Here is a 21,328-nt window from a genome sequence, read left to right as displayed (position 1 = left end):
CGTCAAGCTCACCGAGCTGCGCCCCGACCAGGCCGACTACATCGGCGTCAAACCCCAAGGCCCCTACAAGCCGGAACACTACAGGTACTGAGGAGAGCGGACATGACCGACAAGACACCGCATATCGTGGGGCTCGGCAACGCGCTGGTGGACGTGGTCGCAGCCGTCGATCCCGAGGTGATAACGCGCCACGGGCTGACGCATGGCGGCATGCATCTGGTGGATGCCGAAGCGGCCCACGCGCTCTTCGACGAGGTCGGCCCCGGCGTGCGCCAGTCCGGCGGGTCGGTGGCCAATTCCGTTGCGCATCTCTCCGAGACCGGCGTCACCGGAACCTATCTGGGCAAGGTGGCTTCCGACGATCTCGGGCGCAGTTTCCGCGATGAGATGGAAGAGCTGGGCATCGCCGCACCCGTGGCCGCTGCCGCCCCGGAAGAGGCCGGCACCGGGCGCTGCGTCGTGCTGGTCACGCCCGATGGCGAACGCACGATGAGCACCTACCTTGGCGCGGCCACGACGATGAAACCCTCCGACCTGGGCGGTGCCATGCCCGACAGCTTCGACATGTTGTTCGTCGAAGGCTACCTGTGGGATGCGCCGCAGGGCGCGGCGGTCATCGAGGACGCGGCGCAAAAGGCCAAGGCCGCCGGCGCGCGCGTCGCGCTCACCCCGTCGGACGCGGATTGCGTCCGGCGCAACGAGGGGGTCATGCGCAACTTCGTCGAGCGGCACGCCGATATCCTGATCGGCAACCACATCGAGATCGGGGCGCTGGCCGGGACGGAGGACACCTACATGGCGCTGGACTGGGCGACCGCGCATGTGCCGGTCGCGGCGGTCACCCGGCATGACGAGGGCTCGGTGGTTGCCGACGCCTCGGGCCGGCATCATATCCCGGCACTGCCGGTGTCCCGCGTGGTGGATACCACCGGGGCGGGTGATGCCTATGCCAGCGGCTTCCTCGCGGCACTGGCCCAGGGCCGGGCCGTCGACGCGGCCGGCCGTCAGGGGGCAGAACTGGCCGCGCGGGTTCTGGTGCATTACGGCGCCCGGGACGGGGCCGCCGCACGGGCCATTTCCCTGCCAGCGGCCTGACGCGGTCACGGCGCCCCCCGACCGGGGCCGCAGGACCAAAGAGGGACCGGGCCGGCACGGCGAACGCGCCCTGCCGGCCCTTTCATGTCCTATCCCTCGGCGCCGCCCCGGCGGAAGAGCCGAACGACGATCACGAAGAAGAGCGGCACGAACACGATCCCCAGTATGGTGGAGGACAGAGTGCCCCCCAGCACACCCGAGCCGATCGCGTTGCGCCCGCCGGCGCCCGCGCCGGAACTGAGCACCAGCGGCAGGACCCCCAGCGAGAAGGCCATCGAGGTCATCACGATCGGGCGGAAACGTTCCCTTGCCGCGTCGGCCACGGCATCGCGCACCTTCATGCCCGAGGCGTACTTGTCCCGCGCGAACTCGACGATCAGGATCGCGTTCTTCGAGGTCAGGCCGATCACCGTAAGCAACCCCACCTGAAAGAAAACCCCGTTGTCGAAATCCCCCAGCCACGCCCCGATCAGCGACCCCAGCACGCCGATCGGCATGGCCAGCATCACGGCGAAGGGGATCGCCCAGCTCTCGTACAGCGCGGCGAGCGACAGGAACACCGCCGCCACCGACAGCGCGTAGAGTAACGGCGCCTGGTTGCCGGATTCGCGCTCCTCCAGCGAAAGACCGGTCCACGCGACGTCGAACTCGCCCGGCAACTGCGCAGCCAGACGCTCGATTTCGGCCATCGCGTCGCCGGTCGACACGCCGGGCGCGGGGCTGCCCTGAACCTGCATGGCCGGGACGCCGTTGTAGCGGTAGAGCCCCTGCGGCCCATAGGTCCACGCTCCCTGCGCGAAGTTCGAGAACGGCACCAGGCCGCCGCTTTCGTTGCGCACCCGCCATTTCTTGAGGTCCGAGGGCTGCGCGCGTGATTCCGGCTCTCCCTGCACGTAGACGCGCTTGATGCGGCCGTTGTAGATGAAATCGTTCACGTACCGCCCCGCCCAAGCGGTCGTCAGCAGGTTGCCGACATCCGTGGCCGAAAGCCCCATCGCACCGGCCTTGCGCCAGTCGATATCAAGGTTGAACTGCGCCGCGTCCTCCAGCCCGCTTGGCCGTGCAGAGGCGATCAGCTCGCTCTGCGCCGCCATGCCAAGCAACTGGTTGCGCGCGTTACGCAACGTGTCGTGGCCCTGCCCGCCCCGTGCCTGAAGATAGAAATCGAAACCCGACACGTTACCCAGAGAGATCACCGAGGGCGGCACGACCGGGAAAACCTGTGCGTCCCTGATCTGGCTGAACGCCCCGAAGGCCCGCCCGGCCAACGCCTGAACGCTCTGGTCGGGGCGCGGCCGGTCTTTCCAGTCCTTGAGCTGGACAAAGGCGATGCCCACGTTCTGCCCGCGCCCGGAAAAGCTGAAGCCGACCACCCCGAACATGGTGTCCACCACGTCGGTTTCCTGTTCGAGATAATAGTCCTCGACCTGCTTGACGACATCGAGCGTGCGCTCGGCCGTGGCACCGGTGGGGGCCTGGATCAGCGTGAAAAGGATGCCCTGGTCCTCTTCCGGCAGAAACCCGGTGGGGGTGCGCATGAACATCACCACCACGGCCGCGCCAAGCGCGACATAGACGAGTCCCACGCGCAGCGGCCGGCGGATCGACCAGCGCACCGACCCGGTGTAGCCGCTGATCACCCTTTCGAGACCACGGTTGAACAGCCCGAAGAAACCGCGCTTCGCGCCATGGCCTGGCCGCTTGAGGATCGACGCGCAAAGCGCCGGCGTCAGCGTGATCGCCACGACGACCGACAGCGCCATGGCCGACACGATGGTGATGGCGAACTGCTGGTAGATCACGCCGGTCGAGCCGGGAAAGAATGCCATCGGCACGAAAACGGCCGAGAGCACCATCGCGATTCCCACCAGCGCCCCGGTGATCTGCCCCATCGACTTGTAGGTGGCCTCGCGCGGGGGTAGCCCGTCCTGCTCCATGATGCGCTCGACGTTTTCGACCACGACGATGGCATCATCCACCAGCAGGCCGATGGCCAGCACCATGGCCAGCATGGTCAGCGTATTGATGGTGAACCCCGAGGCCGCGAGAATGCCGAAAGTGCCCAGCAAGACCACCGGCACCGCAAGCGTGGGGATCAGGGTGGCGCGCAGGTTCTGCAGGAAAAGGAACATCACGAGGAACACCAGCCCGATCGCCTCGAACAGGGTCTTGACCACCTCCTTGATCGAGATCTCGACGAAGGGGGTCGTGTCATAGGGGATCACGTGGCGCACACCCTCGGGGAAGAACGCGGCGAACGCGTCAAGCCGCGATTTCACCCGCGCGGCGGTGTCGAGCGCGTTGGCACCGGGCGCGAGGCTGATGGCCATGCCCGCGGTCGTGTCACGGTTGAAGCGCGCGATCGTGCCGTAGTTCTCGGCGCCGATTTCCACCTCGGCCACGTCGTTCAGCAGAACCAGCCCGCCATCGGTTTCCGCCCGCAGCACGACCTGGCGGAAATCCTCGGTCGTGCGCAGCAGCGATTGCGCCGTGACGGTGGCGTTGAGCATCTGGCCCTCGACCGTGGGGCGGCTGCCGAAGGCGCCGGCCGAAACCTGCGCGTTTTCCTCCGACACGGCCCTGACAACGTCCGCCGGCGTCAGTTCGTAGGCAGCCAGCTTGGAGGGGTCCAGCCATATCCGCATCGCGTATTGCGCGCCAAAGACATTGACGCTGCCCACCCCCTCGATCCGGCTGAGCTCGTCCACGAGGTTGGTGATCATGTAATCGGCAAGGTCGACTTCCTCGTAATCGCCCTGCTCGGCGATCAAAGCCACCACCATGAGAAACCCGGCCGATGACTTCTCGACCGTCACGCCCTGGCGCTGAACGGCCTGTGGCAGCAGGGGCGTCGCCTGCGACAGCTTGTTCTGCACCTGCACCTGCGCGATGTCGGGGTCCGTGCCGGTCTCGAAATTCAGCGTGATGGTGCTGCGCCCGTCCGAGGTGGAGGACGAGGACAGGTAGCGCAGCCCGTCCAGCCCGGTCATCTGCTGTTCGATCACCTGCGTCACAGTGTTGGCCACCGTCTCGGCCGAGGCGCCGGGATAGGTCGCGCTGACCTCCACCTGCGGTGGCGCGATCTCGGGGTACTGCGCCACGGGCAGCACCGAGATCGCCAGCAGCCCGACCCCCATGATGAGAATCGAGATCACCCAGGCGAAAACCGGTCTGTCTATGAAGAATCGGGCCATGGCGGGCGTCCTGTCTTGTCCGGCGTCAGTCTTTGGCCTGTTCGGCCGGGTCCCGCGGCTGCGGCGCGACCTCGGCGCCGGGCTGGGTTTTCTGGAAGCCTTCGAGAACCAGACGTTCGCCGCCGCTCAGCCCCTCGCTCACCACCCAGTCCGCCCCGAGATCCTGCAGAATGGTCAGCGCGCGTTCTTCCACGACATTGTCCTGGCCGACCACCCAGGCGACCGGCCTGCCCCGCCTGTCGCGGGTCACCGCCTGTTGGGGCACCAGCACCGCGTTTTCCTGCGTCACGGTCGGCAGGACGACTTGAACATACATACCCGGCAGCAGCAGCCTGTCAGGGTTGGCGAACTCCATGCGCAGCGTGACGACCCCCGTCAGCGGGTCGACATTGGGCTCGGCCGCGGTCAGCACGCCGGTTTCGGAATACCGCTGCCCATCCGCCAGGATCAGCTCGACCTCGCGTTGCGGGACATCCTCGGGCCCCGATGCCTGACGGCGCTGCCATTCAAGCAACTCGGCCGCGGACTGGGTGACATCGACGTAAACCGGGTCAAGCGCCCGGATTATGGCCAGCGGGTTGGACTGGCTCGCCGTGACGAGGGCGCCGGGGCTGGTGCGCGACAGGCCGATTTCCCCGGTCAGCCGCGCCCGGACGGTCGTACGCTCCAGTTCGATCTCTGCCGAACGCAGCCTTGCCCTGGCCACCTGCAACGCGGCGGCGGCGGTTTCCCGCGCGGCCACGGCGTCGTCCACGGCCTGCTGGCTGGCCACGTCGCGGTCCTGCAGCTCAAGCAGCCGCTTGGCCTCTGTCTCGGCGGCGCGCAACTGCGCCTCGGCCTGCGTGACCGCGGCCTTGGCACTGGCGACTTGTGCGTCGTAGGTGTCCGTGTCGATCTGGTAGAGCGCCTGTCCCTGTTCGACCTGCGCCCCTTCCTCGAAAAGACGTTCCTCTATGATGCCGTTGACCTGCGGGCGGACCTCGGCCTGTGCCGATGCCGCCACCCGGCCGGGCAGCTTGGTGGTCAGCGTGACCGTACGTGTCTGCACCTCCGTCACGGTCACGGCGGCAGGGCCCCGGGCGCCCTGCGCGCCCGGCATGTCCGGCGCGGCGCACAGCGCGGCCACGAGAAACACCGCAAAGAGAAAATTCAGGCTGGGTCTTGGGCACATGGGAAAATCCGCCTCCTGCATCGGTCCGATGGTGCGCCCAGTTCACGGAAATTGCCAGCGCACGTAACCAGAACACCTGTCAATTCATGCACACAGGCCACTGTCATACCAAACAGGCAGGCGAAAGCGGTAATTCCTGCAAGGACCGGTCGTGCATCCCGCATCATTCGGGGCCCGTGAGTGGTTGCAGTCCGGCCGGCGCCTACGTACCGTAAGCCCGCAGCCGGGGCGCGGTGCACAAGCGAAGCGCCCCAGAGGATACAGGGAGGATACGCAATGACCGCATTCGTCAAAAACGCGGGCCGGGCCGCCGTGATCTGCGCCGGCATGCTGGGGGCCGGTGCCGCCACGGCGCAGGACGACCCGCTGAAGATCGGGCTCCTGCTGCCCTTTACGGGGCAATATGCGTGGGTCGGCGAGAACGTGCAGCCGGTGGCGCAGATGATCGCCGAGGAGGTCAACGGTTCCGGCGGGATCGGCGGGCGCGAGATTGCCTTCGTGCAGGGCGACACCGAGGGCGTCGTCGACGCGGGCACCACGGCCGCGCAGAAGCTGATCAACGTGGACAACGTCATGGCGCTGGTCGGACCGACCTCGCTGTCGTTTTCGGGGTCCAAGAACCTGATCATTGACAACGGTGTGCCGATGGTCACGCCGACGGCCGGCACGACCGAACTGGACCGCGCCTGCAAGGACGTGTGTTTCCGCACCGTGCCGTCCGACTCGCTTGGCGGCAAGGCCATCGCGCGGGCCGCGACCGACGCGGCATATCTGGGCGAGGGCGCGAGCGCATGGGAAAACCCGGTGTTGATGGTCGCGCAATCCCCGGCAATGGTGTCGTTTCTCGAACCGATTGAACGCAGCTTTGCCGAATACGGGGTCGAGCTGGCCGAGGTGATCGAGTTCACGCCGGGCAAGCCCTCCTACCGTTCCGAGGTGCAGGAAGCCCTTGCCGCCGATCCCGACGGCATCGTGCTCGTCGCCGCGCCCGAGGAGTCGGCCCGCGTGATGACCAACGCCTTCCAGTCGGGTTATGACGGGCAATGGTTCGTGACGCAGGATCAGACCAATGCCGAGTATATCGAGCTGGCCGGCGCCGATCTGGTGCAGGGGACCTACGGCCTTGAGGAAGTCGCGTCGGAGGAAGGCCAGGATCTCAACCGCGCCTTCGAGACCCGCTACGAGGAATACGCGGGCGAAGAGGTCAAGATTTTCGGCACCAACACCTACGACTCGATGAACGTCATCGCACTGGCCATGCTGAGCGACCAGATGGACGATGGCGAGATCACCCGCGCCACGCTGGCCCGGCACATCCGCGCCGTGTCCGATCCCGGCGAGGGCAAGACGCAGGTCACCAGCTACACCGAGGGCAAGGCGGCGCTCGAAGCGGGCGAGTCGATCGACTACCGCGGTCTCGTGGGCCCGATCGATTTCGACGAATGGGGCAACATCGCCGCCCCCTTCGGCATCCGGCAGGTCCAGAACGGAGCGTGGACCACGGTGGCGGTCGTGCCCGCCTCGGCGCTCGACTAAGCGTTTGACAGGCCCCCGGGCGTGACGGCGGCGGCCGGGGGCGATACCAAAACACCCGCCGTTGGAACGGGCATTCGAGCATGATCTTTCTGCAGACGCTGGTTTACGGCCTCGCGCTCGGCGGGGTTATCGCGGTCAGCGCCGTCGGCCTGACGCTGGCCTACGGCGTGACCCGGTTCATCAACTTCGCCTTCGGCGAATTCCTGACCCTCGGCGCGTTCTTCTGCCTCGTGCTGGCACAGGCCGGGCTGGGCCTGCCGCTGGCAGGGCTGACCGCGGCGGCCGCGGTGGGACTCATCGGGGTACTCGTCGCGCGCCTTTTCTATGACCCGTTGATGGATCGCGGGCTGCTGCCGCTTCTGGTCACGAGCGTCGGCGTCGCCTTCGTCGCGCAGAACATCGTGCGCATGATCGCGGGCTCCAACCCGGTCCGTTTTCCGCTGCCGCTCATGCGCCCGATCGAGCTCGGCGGGCTGTTCATCCCGCGCGAACAGCTCATCATCCTGGGCGTTGCGCTGCTGGCGATGCTGGCGGTGCACCTGTTGCTGCGCTTCACGATGCTGGGCAAGAAGATGCGCGCGGTGGCTGACGATGCCATGCTGGCGCGGGTGGCAGGCATCTCGTCGCGCCGCGTGCTTGATGCAACGTGGTTCGTGTCGGCGGTGATCGGCGGGCTGGGCGGCATCCTGCTGGCGATCACGCAGATCACCGTGGCGCCACAGATGGGCTGGCATTTCCTGCTGGTGGTCTTTGCCGCGGTTCTCCTGGGCGGGATCGGCAGCCCCTACGGCGCGATGGTCGGCGGGCTGCTCATCGGTCTCGCGATGGAGCTGGGCGCGACCTACGTGGCCGCGAACTACTCCTACGCCTTTGCGTTCGTCGTGCTCATCCTGGTGCTGGTGCTGCGGCCCCGCGGACTGATGGGCGGGAGAGGCTGACATGGACCTGATCGCTTTTGCTACCGGCCTGATCTCGCTGGCGCTCGTCTACGGGCTGCTGGCAGTGGGGTTGAACCTGCAGTTCGGCTTCGCCGGCGTCATCAATTTCGGCTACGTGGCCTTTTTTGCAGTTGGCGCCTTCGCCTCGGCCATCGTGACCCTGCCGCCGGTCGGGTCGGATGCCTATGTCGCGGCCTCGGCCCGTTACGACATCGGGCTTGGCCTGCCCGTCTGGGCCGGCTTCATAGCCGCGGGCGCGGTCGGCGCGCTGCTCGCCCTTTTCATCGGGGCGGTCAGCGCCCGGCTGGCCACCCATTACCTTGCCGTGGCCACTTTCGCCATGGCCGAGGTCGTCCGCTCTGTCCTGGGCAACGAAACGTGGCTCACACGCGGTGAGTTCGGTATCGCCAACGTGCCCCAGCCGCTCGGCGGGATGTTCACGCCCGACAGTTACGCCTTGTTCTACCTCGCCCTGACCGCCGTCGTGGTTGGGGGCATCTTCTCGCTTCTGCGGCATCTGGGGGAAAAGCCTTTCGGCCGCGTTCTGCGGGCGATCAGGGACGACGAGGTTTCGGCCCGCACCCTCGGCAAGCGGACGTCGGTGGCCAAGCTTCAGGCACTCGCCATCGGCGGGGCCGTGGGGGGCATCGCCGGCGCGCTGTGGACCCACTCGCTGGGGGTCGTGCATGTGGGCCAGTTCGTGCCAATCGTTACATTCCAGATATGGCTGGCGATGCTCATGGGCGGAACCGGCAACCACTGGGGCGCACTGCTCGGCGCCTTCGTGCTCATCGCCATCCGCGAGGGAACACGTTTCGTGGGCGGCCTGCCCGGGCTTGACGAACTCGCCGCGGCCAACCCCTCCTTCCTGCCGTCGCTGCGCTTCGTGTTGATCGGTCTCCTGTTGATCGCCGTCATCCGGTTCTTTCCCGGCGGTCTGCTGCCGGAACGGCGGCGCAAGGCGCCCGCCATTGACGCGGATACAGGGGAGACCGCGCCACCTGTGCACGCAACAACGGGAAGCGGCCCGATCCTGCAGGTGTCAGGCCTGCACAAGAGCTTTGGCGGGCTGAGAGCGGTCGACGGCGCGAGTTTCGGTGTGCGCCCCGGTTCCATCACGGGGCTCATCGGCCCCAACGGCGCCGGCAAGTCCACGGTGATCGACCTGCTGAGCGGCGTGCAATCGCCGGATTCGGGCAGCATCCTGCTGGCGGGCGAAGAAATCGCCGGGCTTGCACCGGAAGACATCGCCGACAAGGGCCTTGGCCGAACTTTCCAGACGCCCCGGCTGTACCCGTCGATGACCGTGTGGGAAAACCTCATGGTCGCCGGCATCCCCCGCGAGAACGAAACCCTGCGAGCGGGGCTTTTCACGGCGCTGTCGCAAGGCCGAGAGGAACGCGCGACAGCCGCACGGGCCGAGGCCGTCCTTGCCGAGCTGGAGATCCCCCATATGCGTGACGAATTGGCGCGCACCCTTTCAGGCGGGCAGCGCAAGCTGCTTTCGCTTGGCCGGCTGATGATGCGCCGCCCGCCGCTGATGTTGCTGGATGAACCGGCCGCGGGGGTGAACCGGCGGCTGGCGGGCGACCTGTTCGATCGGATCGCCGAGTTGAACCGTCAAGGCACCACCTTCCTGATCGTGGAACACGAGATGCAGCTTGTCATGCGCTATTGCGACCGCGTCATCGTCATGCACCAGGGCCAGGTGCTGGCCGAAGGCACGCCCGAGGAGATCCGTTCGAACGCGGCGGTGATCGAGGCCTATCTGGGCGGGGCGGTAGCATGAAAGATACAGCACTCGAGGCGAAGGGCCTGCAGGCGGGCTATGGCGCGCTCCAGATACTTTTCGGCATCGACCTGCGGATCGGTCGCGGCGAACACGTTCTTGTTTTTGGCCCCAACGGCGCGGGCAAGTCCACGCTGATCAAGGCATTGTTCGGACTGATCGCCCCATCCGCGGGCCAGGTTGCGCTGGCCGGGCGCGACGTGACGGGCCACGCACCCGAAAGAATGGTGCAGAACGGCATGGCCTACGTTCCGCAGGTTGCCAACGTTTTCAGCTCGATGACGGTTCTGGAAAACCTCGAGATCGGCGGCGCGCGGCTGTCGCGTGCGCAGCGCGAGCAGCGGATCGAGGCCATGGCAGCGCTGTTTCCGGTTCTGGGCGAACGGCGCAAGCAGGAGGCCGGCACCCTTTCGGGCGGCGAGCGGCAGATGCTGGCGCTGGCGCGTGCCCTTGTCCCCGAGCCGGAGGTTCTGCTGCTGGACGAACCGTCGGCCGGGGTTGCCCCGCGGATCGTCGAGGAGATCTTCACGCTCGTGGCAGGGCTGCGCAAGACCGGTGTCTCGGTCCTGATGATCGAGCAGAACGCCCGTCAGGCGTTGCCGCATGTGGACCGCGGCTACGTGCTGGAAAGCGGACGGGTGCGGCTCAGCGATAATGCCGCGTCACTTCTCGACAACCCGGAGATTGCCCAGCTCTACCTCGGCGGCTGACCCGCATCCGCCGCTATATCGCGGCACCGCGCGCAGGATCGGGCGGCCTGTCCGCTCAGCCTGACGTCTCCAGACCGGTCTGGCGCATCTGCCCAAGGAGCTTCAGCAATCCCTTTGGCTTGGTTTCAAGGGGCAGGATATGGCAATTCTCGGCCTTGAGATCCCTCAGCCGCGATGGCGGCGCCCCGATGTCGAACACGATGATCGGCAGGCCGCTGTCGATGGCATAGGAAAGGGCGAAGGAGTACGTCTCGGGCAACCGCGACGGCACGAAGATGACGTCGAGTTCCTGCTCCTCCAGGCGGTCGAACACCTCTTCGTGGCTGTATCGCCCGGTGACTTCCATGCCGGCCTCGGCGGCGCGCCGGTCGTCCTTGGTGTATCCCACGACGACGAATTTAACCGGCATCTGCTGCTGCTGCGCAAGGCGCGCGCAGTCGAGGACATAGTGATATCCCTTGATGGTCGAAATCGCCCCGATGATCCCGACCCGGAGCACGCCATCCCCGCGGTCAAGGCCCCGTGACCGCACCGGCCGACGCCCTGGCGCCGCGCAATCGTGGGCCTCGACGCGCACGGGTATCTCCGGCCAGTACCGCGTGAGGCGTTCGGCCACGTCCCGGTCGGGGACGACGCATTCCTCTGCCCCCGACAGCAACCGCCGGTTTTCATCTCGCCACCAGTCGATGTCGACGAGTCCGAACTCGGAGTGCTGGGCCTGCAAACAGCGCCGGCAGCCTGCGCTGTCGGGCTCGCCGCAGTAGACGCCGACATCGTCCGACAGCGTGATGCGCGGGCACAGGGGCAGGTAATCGTGAACGCAATAGCGCCAAGGCAGCCCCGACGCCTCCAGAAGGGCGAGCAGCCTGCGCGCGCCATGACGGCCGAAATCCGCGATGTGGTGAATGTCGATCCGCTGGATTCCCAACCGCCGCCACAGGGCGACGATTTCGTCGCGGTCGCTGTCGAAATCGAGCGGCCTGAGGTTGGGCAGGTCGGGCGCCTCGGCGTGGAAGTGCATCACCCGGTCCCGGCGCGGACTGTCGGCCCGCATACGGAAAACCGAAATGCCGTCGCGGGCCATCCGGGCGCAATCCTGCTGAATGAACTGCTCGGTGCCGCCCCCGCGGTTGTGCGAAATCACGAGAACGTTGCGATCGGCCACGAGCCGCTCAAGCCGCTCCATGTCGATCCGTGCACGGTGCGCGCGCAAAGGGTCCGTCGCAAGGAAGCGCTGCACGCGCCCGCTATAGTCGGGATACCGCGAGTCGATCACCGCGGTCGCGTGCCTTACCCGGTCCGCCTTCTCCTCCTGAAAGGACATGCTGCCCAGGTGGCGGATCACCACGTTGGTGGCGATCATGTCCAGCCATCCGGCGGCCTGCGCCCGCTGGCAGAAGTCGTTTTCCTCGCCGTAGCCGGTGCCAAAGGCCTCTTCGTCGAAATAGCCGACTTCATCGATCACTTCGCGCTTGATATACATCGCGAAACCAACGGCGGTCGGGGCCGGCACCGGCGCGGCCTGCGCGTTCGCCTCGCCCGCGATCCTGTCCAGCGTCTCGTAGTCGACTTCCAGCGTGTGGGGGTTGTCCTCGGCGAAATGCGGATAGCTGCATATCGTGCCGTTATTGGTCAGCGGCGTCAGGGTCCCGAGCACCTTGTCGGACCTGGCGGCGGCATGCAGACGGTCCACCCAACCATGATACACCTCGGTGTCGGAGTTGAGCAGGATCACGTCGCGGTCAGGGTGCAGTTGCATGCCCCTGTTCACGCTCTTGACGAAGCCAAGGTTTTCCTCGTTGCGCAGCAGCGTGACATGCCCGCTGTCGGCAAGCCCCTGCAGGATCCGGCTCAGCCCCGGCTCGGGCGAGCAGTCGTCCACGACAACGAGTTCGAAGGCAACCTCCCCACGGGACCGCAGGGCGTGCCAGATACATGACAGCGTTTCCTCCCTCCCGCGGTAGACCGGCACGATCACGTCGAGCACCGGGGTCTCGGGGCCCTGGGGCGCCAACGCCGCGATCTCGGCCTTCAGGCCCGGGGGCAGGCTGATACAGGTCCCGTCGGCGCGTCGCTCCCCCACCCCGGCGTAGTGCATCGGGATCGCCCCGCGCGCATCCCCCACGCATAGGTAATGCGCAAGCGCGCTCATCCCCGACTGCCTCGCCTCGGGGTTCTCGGCCAGGTATCTTTGCGGGTCGAATATGTCCGTTGCAACGCGGTTCTCGTGAACGCCGTGACGCACGTAATGTTCGAACAGGTCGCCCCACACCGCCGCGACGTCCCGGTTCCGGCTGGCGTAGATGTCATGGTTGAAGAACGGGGTCGGCGATATGCCCCGCCCGGCACCGTGGCGCAGGAAATGCACCAGCGGGTTCATCCAGCGTTCTTGCTGGGGCATCTTCCGGCGGTAATACAGGGTATTGAAAACCGCGCTTGGATTGCGCCCCTCGTCGGCGCCGTACACCAGGTAGTGCTGAATGGGGTCCATCTCGGTTTCTGCGACGTCGGGGTTCATGAGCAGATAGAACCGCCGGTCGAAGAGTTTGTGCGCGCCCGAAAGCAGCGCGTAGTTGCCCCTGTACAACCACGGCCAGACGCGTTGCATTCTTCCGGAAATCCGAAAGGGATTTCCGGTACTCATCCGGATCGCCCGGTGATGACGGTTGGCGTCTCAATCATTTGACAGTCCGTCATGAAACAGGCGCTAGGCGTCGCCCTCTTGCAGCCACAGCTCGGCCAGCTCCCGTTTGAACCTGTCGACCATGTCCGATTTTTCTTGTGATCTTTGTTTCTTGTAACTTGATTGCGCATGTACCCCCCCTGCGCTTGCTTCGACCCCCAGAAACCTGCTTACCCCCTCGATGCCAGCGTCCTGATCCGCGACAAAATCCTCGTATACGATCGTGTGAACGGGTATTCCCAAAACGCTTGCAGTCAGTCGGATCTCGCCGTTCTGATTGTTTATGCCGTCTATTCTGCCCTTTATGTGCTTGAAATCATAAGGCGCCGACGAGGAAGCCGCATCTTGCAGGCTGGTCCACTGGCCTGTGTGTTGCGCGACATGCAAGGATACAGCCTGCGAAACAACGTCGTTTCTTATTATGTGTATCATTCTTGTCCGCGAGAACATTTCAGGAATACGCCAGCGGAACAACATGCGCGCCTGCATCGCCGAGGCCTTTATCCCAAACACGCTCCCCTCGGTTTCGCTTGCGATATGATGAATATATTCCGGAAAGGTCTTTATCCGTTTGCGTGCGCAGGTATTCAGCACCGCCTTGTGGTTGAGCTGCTCCTTGAAACCTGAAAACCCATCGAGTTTCGAAAGCAGATCGCCCAGATAGGTGGAACCACTTCGGTTGACGAACCCAAGAAGCACCAGGGTCTTATCGACCGGATTTCCGCCAGAGTACACGCAACTCTCAAGTGCAGCCGAAATATGCTTCTCATGTACGTTGGTCGGCATTCTGTTATCCTGATCTGGGGGCTGATATTCTCACACCTGTGACACAGCGCTGCTTCGATTACTCACAAGGTGTCAGTCGCAAACAACTGGCCAGCGCAGTTCGCGACCCGAAATCAGCCAATAACACGATTCTTTTCGCCGTCGCCTTTGCCTGCTCAGTGTTGCGTCCAAGGGATCGCCGCCACCAAAGGGAACCATCCAATGCCAGGATCGCAGCAGCGCGACGCGTGATATACTGCACCGCAAAACAAACAGAGGTTGTGCTCGTTTTGTTCTTGGTGCGAGACGGGGAAACCTCCGCTTGGCCAGTGAATGTATCGATGCCCTCGCCGTCACGATCAGGAAGTGCGCAAGCGTCGGCCATCCCGACAATATGCCGCTCAGCAGGTGAGACACCCAATTCCAGCTCCTGTTGTCTCCGCCACAAGAAGGCAAGACGATGCTGGGCGAAATGGAACCAGTTCGTACGGGGATAGGTCACCCCGTGCGCCGCCAGCACCGCGGTGTTCTGCTCAAACGCGCGCTGGAGTGCCGTCGTGCCGGTCTTGTGCGCGCCGATGTGGATCAGGAGCGTTGGCACGGATCACCCTCACCCCGCCGCGCTGGAGCCGGACGCCGCCGGATCGTCTGCACGTTTGAAGTGCCTTGCGAAGAATTCCACCGCCCCGGGAAAGGGGAGTGCGCCAACTTCGTCTTTGCCTTGTGCTTCCGGTAAGGGATCACGGAACAACACCCCGTCCTCTCGCCCGAGATATTCACGCGCGATACGCTCATAATCGGCCGCGTGCTCCTCTGCAAGCTCGCGGCGCACGGCGGCGGGCACAAGATCGCCGCCAGCGGCGCCATCATCCTCGTACATGATCGTGCGTATGATGCGACCCTTGGTGACAGGCTCTATACGCGCGCGCTGCACGAGGTCGATCAGCGAAAGGCTGCGCGGGGAAAGCGAGGTATTCACGCGGTCCTTCTGCGGCGGTATCAGGTCGGCAGCCTGCGGCTCACCGATTTCCTTAAGGAAGTGCGTGACAAGATCCGGTTCGATCTGACCGTCCTCGTAGGGGCAGGCGCTGACATTTTCCTGACCGAACAGGTCCGCCATGGCGTCGAGCAACTCGCCGAAAACGAAATACTGGCCGCGTTTCTTGGCTTGAAGCTGTCGGTAACTCCGGAAATTGCGCTGCCAAGGGGGATTGGCGGAGGTCTTGATCGCCTGCGCGAACAGCGACGGCCACCACGTATCGTGGCGCCGGAGATAGACCACCACATGCACGTCCAGCCCCTCGAAGAACGAGGCCAGCGGCGCATGATCCCGGCGCAGCACGAAGAACTCGGAACTCAACACGACGCTCCGGGCGCCCGCCGCCGCGATCTCCTCGTCCAGGGCATCACGCAGGGCCTGTCGTTCGCTGGCATCGGCAGGTTCCGCGCGGCCGCCGGCGAACCCGAGAGCGCTACTCAGGCCATAGTGATAGCCTTCTCCCTGGCCATCCCGTCCAAGGCCGGTTTCCGGCCATAGAACGCCGATATTCTTCAGGACCGCCCTGTTCTTGTGCATGTAGCTCTGTATGGCACTCGAGCCGGTCTTGTTCATCCCGATGTGAAGATAGATTTTCGCCATCAGCGCCCGGTCGTTCCTGTCATCAGTATCTCCTGCCCTCGTAAAATCCGTGGCGTACGAAATGCGCTTTCAGGTCGGAGACATTGCCAGCCTCGTAAGCGTCCCGCAAGTCGTCGTTGTTTTCCAGGTAGGACGCCTCGTCGAAATCCGCCGGCGGATACCCGCGCCCCTCGATGTAACCCTGCGTGACGAAATGGGACTTGGCATCGTCGATCGCCCCGGCCTCGAACGCCTCTTGCACATCGCTGTTTGCAGAGCGGTACCATTCCTCGTCGAGCGGGAAGGAGGCCACGTATTGCCTCAAAAGCCACTCGAACCCTTCGCGGCTGAGCACCACCATGTCGTGCCCCTCGTCGAAACCGCGCAGGTCGAGTATCTGCTTCAATGTTCCAAAATTAACCAATTGACGTCTTTCCGGCATGGTGCCCCCCTATCAACTTGCCCGTCCACCGGCGCGATGGCCGGCTCCCGCGCTGCCATGGCAGCCAACTCTCGTCTCGACCATGCAACCGAAAGCGTCGCCTCGCCGGGCTCCAAGGCGGCATGCCGCCCGATCATGCGCAAGTGTCCAGTGCCGGTATCCAGTCACCATGTTGTCCGGTGCAAATTTTGCAAGCGCAGACCCTTGCCGACAGTGTGTTAGGTGACATGATTTCATGCCCGTATCAAGACAGCGGACGCCACGCGGGCGCATGTCGGGCTGGCGGCCGACCCCACCGCGCCCAAAACGTGCCGCGTGTGCCTGTTCGCCCCCAACGGCCGGGCCAAGAGAATTTTATGCAACTGCATTGCACAAGCCGCGCCACTTCGGCCGCCCGGAACATGTTCCGTGAACCCCACGCGCGCCGGAGGCAGGGGGATCATGGGTTGCCAATACGCCACAGCTGCGAAAAGGTTGCCGGGACGGGCCGCTTGTCTCTATCAGGGGTTGGCCGTCGTCGCGTGACCGAAAAGAAAAACGGCGCGGACGGCCAGCAACGTGTTAGGTACCGGAACTATACAGCGGACACCAAAAACGCCTTCACGGGCATTCCAGGATCCCAGACGTTCAACAGGAGGGAACACATGAAGATAAGGCATTTCATCCTCGCGGCCTGTACCGCCGCGCTCGCCACCGCCGCGCAGGCGGAAGGCCTGAAGGTGGGCATGATAACGACGCTTTCGGGCGGCGGTGCCGGACTTGGCATCGACGTGCGCGACGGCTTCATGCTCGCGATCGAGCAATCCGGTCGCGACGATATCGAGGTCGTGATCGAGGACGACCAGCGCAAACCCGACGTCGCGGTGCAACTTGCCGACAAGATGATCCAGTCGGAAAAGGTCGACGTGTTGACCGGGATCATATGGTCGAACCTTGCCATGGCGGTCGTTCCGGGCGCGGTCGCGCAGGGCAAGTTCTACCTTTCCCCCAATGCCGGCCCATCGCAACTGGCCGGGCGGGGATGCCACGAGAATTATTTCAACGTGGCATGGCAGAACGACAACCTGCACGAAGCCGCCGGCGCCTATGCCAATGACGCGGGCTACTCCAATTCGTTCATCCTCGCCCCGAACTATCCGGCGGGCAAGGACGCGCTGACCGGTTACAAGCGGTTCTACGAAGGCAACGTCGCCGGCGAGGTGTATACCAAGCTGGGGCAGACCGACTACGCCAGCGAAATCGCCCAGATCCGGGCATCCGGGGCCGACAGCGTGTTCTTCTTCCTGCCCGGCGGCATGGGCATTTCCTTTCTCAAGCAGTACGCCGACAGCGGCGTGGACCTGCCCGTCGTCGGGCCTGCGTTCAGCTTCGACCAGGGGATTCTTCAGGCGGTGGGTGACGCGGCGCTCGGCGTGCGCAACACGTCACAATGGTCCAAGGACATCGACAACGAGGCCAACAGGCGTTTTGTCGACAGCTTCCAGGACAAGTACGGCCGCCTGCCCTCGCTCTACGCAAGCCAGGGTTATGACACTGCCAACCTCCTGATTTCGGCAATGGAAAAGGCCGACGTGACGGAGATGGACGCGTTCCGCACCGCGCTGGAGGCGGCCGACTTCGCGTCGACCCGCGGCGACTTCGCCTTCAACTCCAACCACCACCCGATCCAGGACATCTTCGTCCGCGAGGTGATCAAGGAGGGCGACGTGCTCACCAACCGGATCGTCACGGTCGGCCTCGAAGACCGCGGCGACGCCTATGCCGAGCAGTGCGGGATGTGAACCGGACGCGCGCCGCCCCGCCGCAAGAGCGGGGCGGCGCCAACGATAACGGGCAGGTCGGACATGTCGTGGATCCTCGTCGCGGAGCAGACACTCAACGGGCTGCAGTTCGGCGTCATGCTGTTTCTCATGGCGGCCGGGCTGACGCTGGTGTTCGGGGTGATGGGCCTTATCAACCTGGCCCATGGGTCGCTCTACATGATCGGTGCTTTCGCCGCGGCCGCGACGGCCGCGGCGACGGGCTCTTTCCTGCTGGCCCTCGCGGCAAGCCTCGCGGCCGCGGCCATCGCCGGCGTGATCATCGAGATGACGGTGATACGCCGCCTGTACGACCGTGACCATCTCGACCAGGTGCTGGCGACGTTCGCCCTGATCCTGATCTTCTCGGAGGGGACAAGGTGGGTATTCGGCTCCTTCCCGCTGTTCCTGGACAAGCCGGAGCCGCTCTCGGGCACGCTCACCCTGCCCTTCGGCGTCGAATACTCCGTCTACCGGCTGACACTCATCGGGATCGGGCTGGCCGTGGCGGCGGGGCTGTTCTGGATGATCTCGCGCACGCGGCTTGGCATCCGCATCCGCGCGGGTGAAAACGACCGCGAGATGATAGCGGCGCTCGGGGTGGACATCTCGCGCCTCTACACGATGGTGTTCGGACTCGGCGCCGCGCTCGCCGGCCTAGCGGGGGCGCTTATCGGAGCCATCCAGTCGGTGCAGGTGGGCATGGGCGAGCCGGTCCTGATACTTGCTTTCGTCGTGATCGTGATCGGCGGCATAGGCTCGATCAAGGGCGCGTTCGTCGGCGCCCTGCTTGTCGGGCTGACCGATACGCTGGGGCGTTTCCTGTTGCCGATGGCCTTTGCGCTGGTGCTTGAGCCGTCGGCCGCCACGTCCGTGGGGTCCTCGCTGGCGTCCATGTCCATCTACATACTCATGGCCGGCATCCTGCTGTTCCGGCCGCGGGGGCTCTTCGGCCATGCTTGAAAGACACGGGATCAAGCGGGAAACGGTCCTGAACACCGTCCTGATGGCCGCCCTGCTGGCCGTGCCGCTCGCGGCGTGGGCCTCGGACGAGCCGTTCACGATAACGCTCGCAACCCGTGCCGTGATCTTCGCGATCGCGGGCGTGGGTCTGAACATCGCGCTCGGCTTCGGCGGGCTGGTCAGTTTCGGTCACGCGATCTTCTTCGGGCTGGGCGGGTATGCCATGGGTATACTCGCCTACCATGCCCAGACGTACACCCCGCTTATGGAATGGCCCCTGGTCATCAACGGGACCAAGTCGATGCCTGTCATCTGGCTTGTCGCCGTCACCGTCAGCGCGCTGGCCGCGCTCGTGGTGGGAGCGCTGTCACTGCGCACCACGGGCGTCTATTTCATCATGATCACCCTCGCCTTCGGCCAGATGTTCTATTACTTCGCCATCTCCTGGCCGGCCTATGGCGGAGAGGACGGGCTTTCGATCTATGTGCGCAACGACTTTGCCGGGCTGAACACGATGGACCCGATCCAGTATTTCGCCATATGCTACGCCATTCTCGCGGTCCTGCTGCTTGCGGTGCACCGCATCGCGCATTCCTCGTTCGGGCTGATGCTGCGGGCCGCGCGGCAGAACGAGGAACGCGTGCATGCGGTCGGTCATGTGCCGTATCGGCTCTACCTCACCGCTTTCACGATATCCGGGGCGATCACGGGACTCGCCGGCGCGCTTTTCGCCGACCTCAACCGGTTCGTGAGCCCGGCAATGCTCAACTGGCAGACATCGGGCGAGATCATCATCTTCGTGATCCTTGGCGGCGTGGGCCGGGTTTGCGGCCCGGTCGCCGGCGCGGCGCTGTTCATCGTGCTCGAACACGTGCTGGGGGGGCTGAGCGAGTTCTGGCACGTCTATCTCGGCGCGATCCTGCTGGGGGTCGTGCTGTTCGCGCGCGGCGGGATTTTCGGGTTGCTGGCCGGGCGGGAGGTGGCGCATGACTGAGCCCGTGCTCGACGTTCGCGGCATTTCCAAAAGTTTCGGCGGCCTGACCGCGAGCAAGAACATCGACCTCGACCTGCGTCCGGGCGAGATCCACGCGCTGATCGGCCCCAACGGCGCCGGCAAGTCCACGTTGATCAAGCAAATCGCGGGATCCCTCGGCCCCGACGCGGGAACGGTGCATTTCGCCGGACGGGACGTGACGCGGCTGTCCACCGCGGCGCGGGCGCGGATGGGGCTTGCGCGGACCTTCCAGATATCGTCCCTCGCGATGGAATACACCGCCCTGCAAAACGCGGTTCTGGGGGCGCTCGGCCATCGTGGGGACGTGTTCCGGTTCTTCAATCGCGTCATGCGTGACGCCGACCTCCTTGCCAGGGCCGAAAGCGCCCTGGAGCAGGTCGGCCTGCAAGAGTTCCGCTCGCTGCGCACCTCCGAACTGTCGCACGGCCAGCGGCGTCAGCTGGAGGTCGCGGTGGCCCTGACGCTCGACCCCAGGGCGATGCTGATGGACGAACCCACCGCCGGGCTCGGGGCGGACGGCACGCACCGCCTGGTGGGGTTTCTCGACACGCTGCGCCGGAGGGCGCCGATCCTGCTGGTCGAGCATGACATGGACGCCGTGTTCTCGCTGGCGGATCGCGTCAGCGTCCTGGTCTATGGCGAGATCATCGCCACCGGCACCGTGGAGGAGATCCGTGCCAATCGCGAGGTACGGCGCGCCTATCTGGGCACGGAGGACGCTGCATGACCCTGCTGACGCTGGATCATGTATCTGCGTTTTACGGGCCATCGCAGGCCTTGTTCGACGTGCACATGTCGGTCGAGGACGGCGAGGTCGTGGCCCTGATGGGACGTAACGGCATGGGCAAGACGACAACGGTCAAGGTGATCTGCCGCCTGTTGCGCAACAGGGGCGGAACGGTCGTGTTCGACGGGCGCGACATGGCCCGCCTGCCCGCGCACCGGGCGGCACGCTGCGGGATCGGGCTGGTGCCCGAGGGGCGGCGCTGTTTCACCAATCTCACCGTCCACGAGAACCTGATCGCGGCGGCGCGGCCCGGGGCATGGGATTTCGCCGCGGTATCGGGGCTCTTTCCCCGGCTTCTGGAACGCCGGGACCAGTTGGCCGGCTCCCTGTCCGGGGGCGAACAGCAGATGCTGGCAATCGGCCGCGCCCTGATGACCAACCCGCGCCTGCTGGTGCTGGACGAGGCGACAGAAGGCCTCGCCCCCGTCGTCCGTCAGGAAATCTGGACCGCCATTTCCCGCCTCAAGGCGGAAACCGGGATGGCGATCATCGTGATCGACAAGTCGCTGCAGGAGATCGGCACCGTCGCCGACACGGCCGTCATACTGGAAAAGGGCCGCACCGTGTGGTCCGGCGCCTTTGGCGCCCTCACCCCGGATGTCACCGACCGCCACCTCGGGGTTTGATGCGGCCGGCCCGTGCACGTGCCCCGCGCGGCCGGGCGCTCATCCAGCCTGACGGCTGTCCTCGCGAAAAGACCCGCAAGGGTCGATGAGCGCCGGGCGGATGCCGGACGCACCCGTCGGGGGCAGCCGCCTCAGCCGCCGGGGGAGAGCCGCGCCGCCTCGCGCGCCAACGCCTCGACCTCGTCGAACCGGCCCGC

At 65.3% G+C, this 21,328-nt stretch carries 18 protein-coding genes; 11 read left to right on the top strand and 7 right to left on the bottom strand.

Going from position 1 to position 21,328, the window contains the following annotated elements:
- Both ACH13J_RS16355 and ACH13J_RS16350 read left to right on the top strand, forming a co-directional pair.
- The coding region (locus ACH13J_RS16355) for an adenosylhomocysteinase (protein WP_397544415.1) at positions 1–91 on the top strand (91 nt) is incomplete at its 5' end.
- A gap of 11 nt (positions 92–102) precedes the next feature.
- On the top strand, positions 103–1,095 hold the full coding sequence (locus ACH13J_RS16350; protein ID WP_397544413.1) for an adenosine kinase: 993 nt from the start codon (positions 103–105) through the stop codon (positions 1,093–1,095).
- Positions 1,096–1,184: 89 nt separating this feature from the next.
- Here ACH13J_RS16350 and ACH13J_RS16345 read toward each other — a convergent pair whose 3' ends face one another.
- Together ACH13J_RS16345 and ACH13J_RS16340 are read right to left on the bottom strand one after the other, a co-directional pair.
- Entirely contained in the window at positions 1,185–4,289 is a 3,105-nt protein-coding gene (locus ACH13J_RS16345; protein ID WP_397544412.1) for an efflux RND transporter permease subunit, read from the bottom strand.
- A gap of 25 nt (positions 4,290–4,314) precedes the next feature.
- The gene (locus tag ACH13J_RS16340) at positions 4,315–5,460 is read right to left on the bottom strand and encodes an efflux RND transporter periplasmic adaptor subunit (protein WP_397544411.1); all 1,146 of its coding nucleotides are present in this window, start codon (positions 5,458–5,460) and stop codon (positions 4,315–4,317) included.
- A 276-nt stretch (positions 5,461–5,736) separates the two neighbouring features.
- Between ACH13J_RS16340 and ACH13J_RS16335 the strand changes: the two genes are divergently transcribed.
- The 4 genes from ACH13J_RS16335 (at position 5,737) to ACH13J_RS16320 (ending at position 10,433) form a co-directional block, all read left to right on the top strand.
- A complete protein-coding gene (locus ACH13J_RS16335; protein WP_397544410.1) occupies positions 5,737–6,996 on the top strand; it encodes an ABC transporter substrate-binding protein in 1,260 nt (419 codons plus the stop codon).
- Positions 6,997–7,076: 80 nt separating this feature from the next.
- Positions 7,077–7,934 carry an ABC transporter permease subunit gene (locus ACH13J_RS16330; RefSeq protein ID WP_397544409.1) on the top strand — a complete coding sequence of 286 codons (858 nt, stop codon included), beginning with the start codon at positions 7,077–7,079 and terminating at the stop codon, positions 7,932–7,934.
- 1 nt (position 7,935) lies between these two features.
- Positions 7,936–9,723: a branched-chain amino acid ABC transporter ATP-binding protein/permease gene (locus tag ACH13J_RS16325; protein ID WP_397544408.1), complete on the top strand. Its 1,788-nt coding sequence runs from the start codon at positions 7,936–7,938 to the stop codon at positions 9,721–9,723.
- Entirely contained in the window at positions 9,720–10,433 is a 714-nt protein-coding gene (locus ACH13J_RS16320) for an ATP-binding cassette domain-containing protein (RefSeq protein ID WP_397544407.1), read from the top strand. Before ACH13J_RS16325 ends, ACH13J_RS16320 begins: the two co-directional genes overlap by 4 nt.
- 55 nt (positions 10,434–10,488) lie before the next feature.
- Here ACH13J_RS16320 and ACH13J_RS16315 read toward each other — a convergent pair whose 3' ends face one another.
- The 5 genes from ACH13J_RS16315 to ACH13J_RS16295 form a co-directional block, all read right to left on the bottom strand.
- Entirely contained in the window at positions 10,489–13,041 is a 2,553-nt protein-coding gene (locus ACH13J_RS16315) for a glycosyltransferase (protein WP_397544406.1), read from the bottom strand.
- Positions 13,042–13,140: 99 nt separating this feature from the next.
- Complete coding sequence (locus ACH13J_RS16310) at positions 13,141–13,902, bottom strand: Stf0 family sulfotransferase (protein WP_397544405.1); 762 nt, start codon at positions 13,900–13,902, stop codon at positions 13,141–13,143.
- Positions 13,903–13,960: 58 nt separating this feature from the next.
- The gene (locus ACH13J_RS16305) at positions 13,961–14,482 is read right to left on the bottom strand and encodes a hypothetical protein (protein ID WP_397544404.1); all 522 of its coding nucleotides are present in this window, start codon (positions 14,480–14,482) and stop codon (positions 13,961–13,963) included.
- A gap of 9 nt (positions 14,483–14,491) precedes the next feature.
- Positions 14,492–15,520, bottom strand: coding sequence for a hypothetical protein (locus ACH13J_RS16300; RefSeq protein WP_397544403.1), 1,029 nt, complete (start codon positions 15,518–15,520; stop codon positions 14,492–14,494).
- A 22-nt stretch (positions 15,521–15,542) separates the two neighbouring features.
- Positions 15,543–15,923: a hypothetical protein gene (locus tag ACH13J_RS16295; RefSeq protein ID WP_397544402.1), complete on the bottom strand. Its 381-nt coding sequence runs from the start codon at positions 15,921–15,923 to the stop codon at positions 15,543–15,545.
- Positions 15,924–16,585: 662 nt separating this feature from the next.
- Here ACH13J_RS16295 and ACH13J_RS16290 point away from each other — a divergent pair.
- The 5 genes from ACH13J_RS16290 to ACH13J_RS16270 all read left to right on the top strand — a co-directional run bounded on the left by ACH13J_RS16290 (position 16,586) and on the right by ACH13J_RS16270 (position 21,131).
- Positions 16,586–17,722 carry an ABC transporter substrate-binding protein gene (locus ACH13J_RS16290; RefSeq protein ID WP_397544401.1) on the top strand — a complete coding sequence of 379 codons (1,137 nt, stop codon included), beginning with the start codon at positions 16,586–16,588 and terminating at the stop codon, positions 17,720–17,722.
- A 63-nt stretch (positions 17,723–17,785) separates the two neighbouring features.
- Complete coding sequence (locus ACH13J_RS16285; protein WP_397544400.1) at positions 17,786–18,703, top strand: ABC transporter permease subunit; 918 nt, start codon at positions 17,786–17,788, stop codon at positions 18,701–18,703.
- 10 nt (positions 18,704–18,713) lie between these two features.
- On the top strand, positions 18,714–19,697 hold the full coding sequence (locus ACH13J_RS16280; protein WP_397544414.1) for an ABC transporter permease subunit: 984 nt from the start codon (positions 18,714–18,716) through the stop codon (positions 19,695–19,697).
- Positions 19,690–20,445: an ATP-binding cassette domain-containing protein gene (locus tag ACH13J_RS16275; RefSeq protein WP_397544399.1), complete on the top strand. Its 756-nt coding sequence runs from the start codon at positions 19,690–19,692 to the stop codon at positions 20,443–20,445. The genes ACH13J_RS16280 and ACH13J_RS16275 overlap by 8 nt, the downstream gene beginning before the upstream one ends.
- Positions 20,442–21,131 (top strand): ATP-binding cassette domain-containing protein, encoded by a 690-nt coding sequence (locus ACH13J_RS16270; protein ID WP_397544398.1) that lies wholly within the window; start codon positions 20,442–20,444, stop codon positions 21,129–21,131. The genes ACH13J_RS16275 and ACH13J_RS16270 overlap by 4 nt, the downstream gene beginning before the upstream one ends.
- Positions 21,132–21,328 lie beyond the last annotated feature (197 nt).

The sequence above is a fragment of the Roseovarius salis genome (assembly GCF_044472985.1).
In the GTDB taxonomy this organism is placed as follows: Bacteria; Pseudomonadota; Alphaproteobacteria; order Rhodobacterales; family Rhodobacteraceae; genus Roseovarius; species Roseovarius salis.
The sequence above is the reverse complement of the archived record's forward strand: the minus strand, read 5'-3'. Positions and strand labels throughout refer to the sequence as shown.

Coding starts and splice junctions, on each gene's coding strand:
- ACH13J_RS16350 (WP_397544413.1), top strand. CDS start 103: ATGACCGACAAGACACCGCATATCGTGGGGCTCGGCAACGCGCTGGTG.
- ACH13J_RS16345 (WP_397544412.1), bottom strand. CDS start 4,289: ATGGCCCGATTCTTCATAGACAGACCGGTTTTCGCCTGGGTGATCTCG.
- ACH13J_RS16340 (WP_397544411.1), bottom strand. CDS start 5,460: ATGTGCCCAAGACCCAGCCTGAATTTTCTCTTTGCGGTGTTTCTCGTG.
- ACH13J_RS16335 (WP_397544410.1), top strand. CDS start 5,737: ATGACCGCATTCGTCAAAAACGCGGGCCGGGCCGCCGTGATCTGCGCC.
- ACH13J_RS16330 (WP_397544409.1), top strand. CDS start 7,077: ATGATCTTTCTGCAGACGCTGGTTTACGGCCTCGCGCTCGGCGGGGTT.
- ACH13J_RS16325 (WP_397544408.1), top strand. CDS start 7,936: ATGGACCTGATCGCTTTTGCTACCGGCCTGATCTCGCTGGCGCTCGTC.
- ACH13J_RS16320 (WP_397544407.1), top strand. CDS start 9,720: ATGAAAGATACAGCACTCGAGGCGAAGGGCCTGCAGGCGGGCTATGGC.
- ACH13J_RS16315 (WP_397544406.1), bottom strand. CDS start 13,041: ATGCAACGCGTCTGGCCGTGGTTGTACAGGGGCAACTACGCGCTGCTT.
- ACH13J_RS16310 (WP_397544405.1), bottom strand. CDS start 13,902: ATGCCGACCAACGTACATGAGAAGCATATTTCGGCTGCACTTGAGAGT.
- ACH13J_RS16300 (WP_397544403.1), bottom strand. CDS start 15,520: ATGGCGAAAATCTATCTTCACATCGGGATGAACAAGACCGGCTCGAGT.
- ACH13J_RS16290 (WP_397544401.1), top strand. CDS start 16,586: ATGAAGATAAGGCATTTCATCCTCGCGGCCTGTACCGCCGCGCTCGCC.
- ACH13J_RS16285 (WP_397544400.1), top strand. CDS start 17,786: ATGTCGTGGATCCTCGTCGCGGAGCAGACACTCAACGGGCTGCAGTTC.
- ACH13J_RS16275 (WP_397544399.1), top strand. CDS start 19,690: ATGACTGAGCCCGTGCTCGACGTTCGCGGCATTTCCAAAAGTTTCGGC.
- ACH13J_RS16270 (WP_397544398.1), top strand. CDS start 20,442: ATGACCCTGCTGACGCTGGATCATGTATCTGCGTTTTACGGGCCATCG.